7 protein-coding genes are annotated in these 5,704 nt (G+C 55.4%); all 7 read right to left on the bottom strand.

Going from position 1 to position 5,704, the window contains the following annotated elements; translation table 11 throughout:
- Positions 1-53: 53 nt before the first annotated feature.
- Positions 54-299, bottom strand: coding sequence for a helix-turn-helix domain-containing protein (locus tag ACTHXA_RS15280; protein ID WP_441673740.1), 246 nt, complete (start codon positions 297-299; stop codon positions 54-56).
- Positions 300-518: 219 nt separating this feature from the next.
- Entirely contained in the window at positions 519-914 is a 396-nt protein-coding gene (locus tag ACTHXA_RS15275) for a RidA family protein (RefSeq protein ID WP_441673739.1), read from the bottom strand.
- Entirely contained in the window at positions 914-2,161 is a 1,248-nt protein-coding gene (locus tag ACTHXA_RS15270; protein ID WP_441673738.1) for an NAD(P)/FAD-dependent oxidoreductase, read from the bottom strand. The genes ACTHXA_RS15275 and ACTHXA_RS15270 overlap by 1 nt, the downstream gene beginning before the upstream one ends.
- A 40-nt stretch (positions 2,162-2,201) precedes the next feature.
- Positions 2,202-3,062: a substrate-binding periplasmic protein gene (locus tag ACTHXA_RS15265; RefSeq protein ID WP_441673737.1), complete on the bottom strand. Its 861-nt coding sequence runs from the start codon at positions 3,060-3,062 to the stop codon at positions 2,202-2,204.
- A 14-nt stretch (positions 3,063-3,076) separates the two neighbouring features.
- Positions 3,077-3,757 (bottom strand): amino acid ABC transporter permease, encoded by a 681-nt coding sequence (locus tag ACTHXA_RS15260; protein ID WP_441673736.1) that lies wholly within the window; start codon positions 3,755-3,757, stop codon positions 3,077-3,079.
- On the bottom strand, positions 3,750-4,391 hold the full coding sequence (locus ACTHXA_RS15255; RefSeq protein WP_441673735.1) for an amino acid ABC transporter permease: 642 nt from the start codon (positions 4,389-4,391) through the stop codon (positions 3,750-3,752). The genes ACTHXA_RS15260 and ACTHXA_RS15255 overlap by 8 nt, the downstream gene beginning before the upstream one ends.
- Complete coding sequence (locus ACTHXA_RS15250; RefSeq protein WP_441673734.1) at positions 4,388-5,176, bottom strand: amino acid ABC transporter ATP-binding protein; 789 nt, start codon at positions 5,174-5,176, stop codon at positions 4,388-4,390. The genes ACTHXA_RS15255 and ACTHXA_RS15250 overlap by 4 nt, the downstream gene beginning before the upstream one ends.
- Positions 5,177-5,704: the final 528 nt, after the last annotated feature.

Below are 5,704 nucleotides of genomic sequence, written 5' to 3'. Positions count from 1 at the left end.
TCATCGCCAGCATCGTGCTCCGCCTCCGATGACACATACAGGACACAACCTAGTCACTTCCGCTCGGGTGGGGGAGCGGTTCCGTCATTGACCTCATAGAAGATTTTGATGCCAAGTTTCGTGAGGACGCCAAAGTATTGCTCGTCGAGGATCTTTGGTTTCCCTCGTTCGAGCTCCGACAAATAGCGCTGCGACACACCTAACCGTTCTGCCAGGGTCACTTGAGACATCCCATGTGTGTGGCGAATCGTTCGCACTACCTCGCCGAGGTCCTCCGCTGAATGAGCGACGCCCTTCATGGTGCACCTCCATTACGTTGAGGTAATAGTACTAGTTGCTATTACCTGTGCGTAATGGAACGGGTCGCTATTACGCTTTGGTGATGAGGGGCAGGCTTAATGGAAGTGGCCTTCTACTGCTCCACTCTTTGACCAATCCAGCTCAAACAACACCGCCAGCTGGAGGTAAAATTCCAGCTGGCGGTGTTCTTTCGGACTTTTGGTTGGCTCCGGTGCTCGCTAAGACAAGTCTCGGTCTATCTGAGGGATTCGTCTATTGCCAGCATCTGGCCGCTCCGCAGTGGCCTCGATCTCAACCCGGAACGGAGGGAGCAACGCCACCCCGACCGTACAACGGGCCGGCGCATCCTCACCGAAAAACTCGGCCCAAGCTCGATTAAAGACTTCGAAATCAGCGAAATCCGAGAGATAGCAACGCACGAACACAACGTCCGATTTAGCAAGTCCAATCCCCGTCAAGCGTTGCTCGAGGGTTTCAAACACTTCCTGTAGTTCCGCGGACACATTCGTAGTTTGAGTCGTGGCACTTTTCTCAGCCACGATTCCACTGAACAGGACGAACCCGGCTTGAGTTTCCCGGTATAAGGGAGCCGGTAGCTTTAGTGCATTTGGCATCAGACGCGTCCCTCCAATTGGAATGGCCTCGCGATACTGTCAACGTTTCGACGTTCGATGAGGTCTGCGATGACGTCGCCCGTCGCAGGCGCGAGAGTGACCCCGAGCATGCCGTGGCCTGCAGCCACGTAGACTCCCTCGCGTTCCGGGATCTCTCCGATAAACGGCAAGCTGTTCGCAGTCGCGGGCCTCAGGCCGGACCTGCCGAGGGCGACGTTCACTTCGGCGTCGGGTTCCCAACTTGCGATGTACGGCCTAGCTTGATCGACGATCGCTCGGATGCGTTTTGGTTCGATACTCGACGTTTCATTTGGCAAATCGAAGACACCAGCAATCCGCAGACCGTCGTGGAACGGACTCGCACCAAGTTTCGTCTCCATCATGTAAAGAGCGTGCTTGGGCATGATTCCCTCACCCTTAACGGTGATCGAGTAGCCCTTCGCACCCAATAGCGGCAACTTGACACCCAGCGGCTTCAAGACCGAGTTCGTCGCGGCACCAAGCGCAACGACGACTCGGTCGCCGACCATGCGACCACCTGTCGTGCTCACGGACCACCGATTACCGCTCCGTTCGATATTTGTCACGCGCCGGTTTTCATGCACCGTCACGCCGCGGTCGCGGAGCCAGCGAACGAGACCGTGCAACAAGCTATCGGGATGCACATGCCGATCTATTGTCGTGTGAGCTACTTCCACCACGTTTTTGCCGACCGTCGGTTCAATCTCACGGGCTTCGGACGGGCTCAGATAATTGATCTGGCCCGGGAACCCGAGGGGAGTGAGCTCGTCAAAGAGCTGCCTAAACCACTGCAGTCCCCCCTCTTTCAATGCCAATGCCAGGAGCCCGGCCTTGTGCATCTCAAAATTAACGCCACTGTCGAGCATCTCGTCGAACAGGTCAAGCGTGTTCGTGTTGAGTCGCAATAGTGCCTCCACCCCCGCTTGGTATTGGTCCGGCCGTGAAGCGCGCTGAAATTTCATGAGCCAGCGGAGCCAGGACGTATCGAGTTGTGGTCGAATTCGCAGCACCCCGTTCGGATCAAACGCGTGCTTGAGCCCAGTTGAAATGATTCCTGGCGAGGCGAGCGGCGTCGATAATGATGGAGTGATCCATCCGGCATTCACCGCAGAGGCAGATTCACCAATCGAATTTGCCTCAACTACTTCAACTTCAATTCCTCGCCGTGCAAGGCTCCACGCAGTCGCGAGCCCGATCACTCCGCCGCCGATAACAATTACTCGCACTTTTACCCTTTCAATCAATCAGCTTATTCAGAAATTGCGATCACGGTTGAGCTGGTTCTTCCACATATGCCGGGTCGTCGAGTCCATACGTCTTCAAGACCTCTTCCACGGTTCCGTTATCGCGAATGTCGGAGACGTATGCATTCAGGGCTGCAGTGAGTTCATCGTTGCCTTTTGTATGTGGAAAATTAATTCCCGCTGATGATGTCAGTTCGGGGTAGTTCTCATCGAAGGCATTCAGTAGGTTGACTTCAAATTCTGCATTGCTTCGTACTGAGCGTTGATAATTGAGTTCCCCCGAAGCGCCAACGGCCGCATCTATGCGACCAGCAGCCAAATCTTGGAAGATGGCGTCATTCGTTTGATATGTCTTGACGAATTCCTGACCAATCGCTTCAGCGAGGAGTTCTTCATAAATCGAGCCTGCGAGAATCCCCGTTGCCTGACCTTGCAAATCTGTGATGCTGCTCGCTCCCGAGTTCGACGCGATGGCGTTGTACTCAAACCAAACCGGCTCGGTCTGCCCAATTACCTCATCTCGCTCGGGTGTGATCACCCAACCTCCGGCAGCAACATCGGCGTTCTCTTCGGTCATCGCCGCGATGATTGCGGCTCCGCCGTAACTTTCAAACTGCGGAACCAGGCAGGCTCGCTCCGCAAATTCCGTGTAGAAGTCACCCTCGATGCCGGTTGATGTCGTCCCGCCTGGCTCCATGTCTGTGTATGGGAGGCTACCCACGACTGCGACGGTCAGAATACCGTCGGTGACGGTGGGGAACTCCCACTCTGGAACACAATCGGCATCCGGCGATGCAGCCTCCACGTCACTGGCCTGAGTGCAGCCACTGAGCATAAGCACGGCCGCCACTCCTACGGCAGCAGCAATCTTTTTGTTTACCATTATTCTTTCCCTAACTACTTCTGGTTTGCGATTTGGACGACTGGACGAATAGGAACGCGGTTTGAATTCGTACCGAGTCGTCGAGATAGATATGCGGCGAGCGCCGTGAGTGCCGCAGCGCCGACCAGGTAAATCAGCCCCGCAACGTACAGATACGGCAGCGTGCTGAATTCGCGAGTGCCGGCGCCAGTGGCGAGCCCGAGCAAATCTTCAACGCCGATACTAAAAGCGAGCGATGTTGCCTGCATTACGATGATTGAGAAGCCAATTACTGGCGGAATGACAATCTTTGTGGCTTGTGGCATCACCACATATATGAAAACGTGAAATCTTGATAAGGATAACGCGGTCGCAGCCTCGTATTGACCGGCCGGTACTGCAGCAATGGCGCTACGGAAGATTTCACACGTATACGACGCCGTGATGTATCCGAATGCCGCAATAAGTGAAATCTCGCCATTGAGGACGATCCCGATACTCGGTAACCCGAAATACACGAGATATAACGTCACCAGTGCCGGAAATCCGCGGCCAATTTCCGTGAGAACGATTACTGCCCACCGGACGAGCGGCGAACCGAAATGCAGAACCCATCCTGCAGCCATCCCAAGCGGAAGACCAATTAGGAGGGACGCCAAGAACAGCAGCGCGCTGGTGCCGATCCCAGGCAGGAGTGCAATGAAGATATCAAGCATGTTTACTCATCTTTCGCTCATGCCTCGTTCCGATTGAACGCGCAAGAGCACCGAGTGGAACGCTGAGAATGAGGTAAATAAGACCGACCAAGAAAAACGTTTGCAAGCCATTTGCCCCTCGCTCGACGAAATCGCGGGCAATGAACGTGAGGTCGACCACACCAATGAGAGAAACAAGAGCGGTGTCTTTCAGGAGGTGGATCGCGAAGGAGGCTGACGAAGCAAGGATCACGGGCAATGTCTGGGGGAGTATCACCTGTCGAAAACCGTCCCAACTCGGCAGCCCCGTTGCAGCTATCGCCTCGTGCTGGCCGATGGGGAACGCATCCAGTCCCGACTTAAAGGATTCCGCTAAATAGGCCGACGTGATCAACGTGAAACCCACAATCGCTGCCGAGAGCGAAGTCAACCGTGAGCCTGCGATCGTGACTCCGAAGAAGATGACCAGTAACCAGACGAGCGGAGGAATGCCGCGAAATACCAGGACCCAAGCTGTGCCAATCATGCGCAAGTACGTGTTTCGGGCGCGAAGCAGCATGACGATCGGTATTGCAAGCAGGCCGCCAAGTATGAAGGACACTGCAAACACAATCAGCGTATTCATGCCCGCGAGGAGGATGACGTCGAGGCTCATAGCGACTCTTCCATCACGGCTTCGAGGAACTTCTGGAGTCGAGGGTGTGCCGGCTGATCGAAGAAGGTCGCGCTGTCGCCTTCCTCAAGCACCATGCCGTCCGCGAAAAAGGCGACTCGATCTGCGACGTTGCGAGCGAAGGCAAGTTCGTGGGTGACCACGATCATCGTTACGCCGCTCGCCGCGACATCACGCATTACTTTGAGTACATCGACCCGCAGTTCGGGATCTATCGCCGAAGTAGGTTCACCAAAGAGCATGATTTCCGGGTCAAGGGCGAGCGCGCGTGAAATCGCAACCCGCTGTTGCTGGCCACCCGACAACTGAGGCGGGCGATGATTCGCACGATCTGCCAGCCCGACTTTCTCCAGCAGGTCTCTTGACCGCAGATCGGCTTCCTCACGGTTGCGCCCCAGCGCACGAACCTGTGCGAGTGAAATATTCTCGAGCGCGGTGAGATTGGGGAAAAGATTGAAAGACTGGAAGACCATTCCAACCTGACGGCGCAACGCACGGAGTTCCGTAGCGGAAGATTTGCGAGTCTCGGTCCAAACCGGCTTGCCACCGATTTCGATGACCCCCGACGTTGGAGTTTCAAGCAGGTTCAGCGAACGGATGAACGTACTCTTTCCCGAGCCACTCGGGCCAATGATGGCGGTGACTTGGCCCGCATTGATTTGAAAGTCAATGCCCTTGAGCACTTCGTTCGCACCAAATGATTTTCTGAGATTGAACGTTTGCAGTGCGGGCGCCACTGTTGCTGTCCGTTGAACTTCTTCGTTCATACCCACGATGCCTCCTTGCGATGAGCGTGGGATTCAGCGTGGCACAGCGGTGAATCCCGAACTACATGCGATTGTCGACTCGTTGTTAGACAATTGTTCAGTGGGAGGTGAGATATGAGTGCAAGCGGACTGCAAGGACTGTTGGACGACCTATGTACTCGACTGGGACGGTCGGTAGCAATTGACGATGCCGAATTCCGATTCGTCGGTTCCAGTGCCCAAGTTGGCCGGCTCGATGAGCCGCGAATCAACACGGTGCTCGAACGCGAATTGGATGACGATCTCCGAACGTGGCTTGAGTCGTTGGACCTTCACCTCGAACCTGGGCCGGTGTCCGTGCCGCCAAATCAAGCGCATCAGAGTCTTGCGAGGTTCTGTTTCCCCATCCGAGTAGGTCGGCGCTTGCTCGGATACTTGTGGCTCATCGACGAGCCCGAGACTACCGACGAGGACAAGCAACTTGTGCTCGAGAATCTAGGTTGTGTCCTGTATGTGTCATCGGAGGCGGAGCACGATGCTGGCGATGAG

Source organism: Gulosibacter sp., assembly GCF_052090685.1.
GTDB lineage: Bacteria > Actinomycetota > Actinomycetes > Actinomycetales > Microbacteriaceae > Gulosibacter.
This window is presented reverse-complemented; position numbering and strand designations above follow the sequence as displayed.

Coding starts and splice junctions, on each gene's coding strand:
- ACTHXA_RS15280 (WP_441673740.1), bottom strand. CDS start 299: ATGAAGGGCGTCGCTCATTCAGCGGAGGACCTCGGCGAGGTAGTGCGA.
- ACTHXA_RS15275 (WP_441673739.1), bottom strand. CDS start 914: ATGCCAAATGCACTAAAGCTACCGGCTCCCTTATACCGGGAAACTCAA.
- ACTHXA_RS15265 (WP_441673737.1), bottom strand. CDS start 3,062: ATGGTAAACAAAAAGATTGCTGCTGCCGTAGGAGTGGCGGCCGTGCTT.
- ACTHXA_RS15260 (WP_441673736.1), bottom strand. CDS start 3,757: ATGCTTGATATCTTCATTGCACTCCTGCCTGGGATCGGCACCAGCGCG.
- ACTHXA_RS15255 (WP_441673735.1), bottom strand. CDS start 4,391: ATGAGCCTCGACGTCATCCTCCTCGCGGGCATGAATACGCTGATTGTG.
- ACTHXA_RS15250 (WP_441673734.1), bottom strand. CDS start 5,176: ATGAACGAAGAAGTTCAACGGACAGCAACAGTGGCGCCCGCACTGCAA.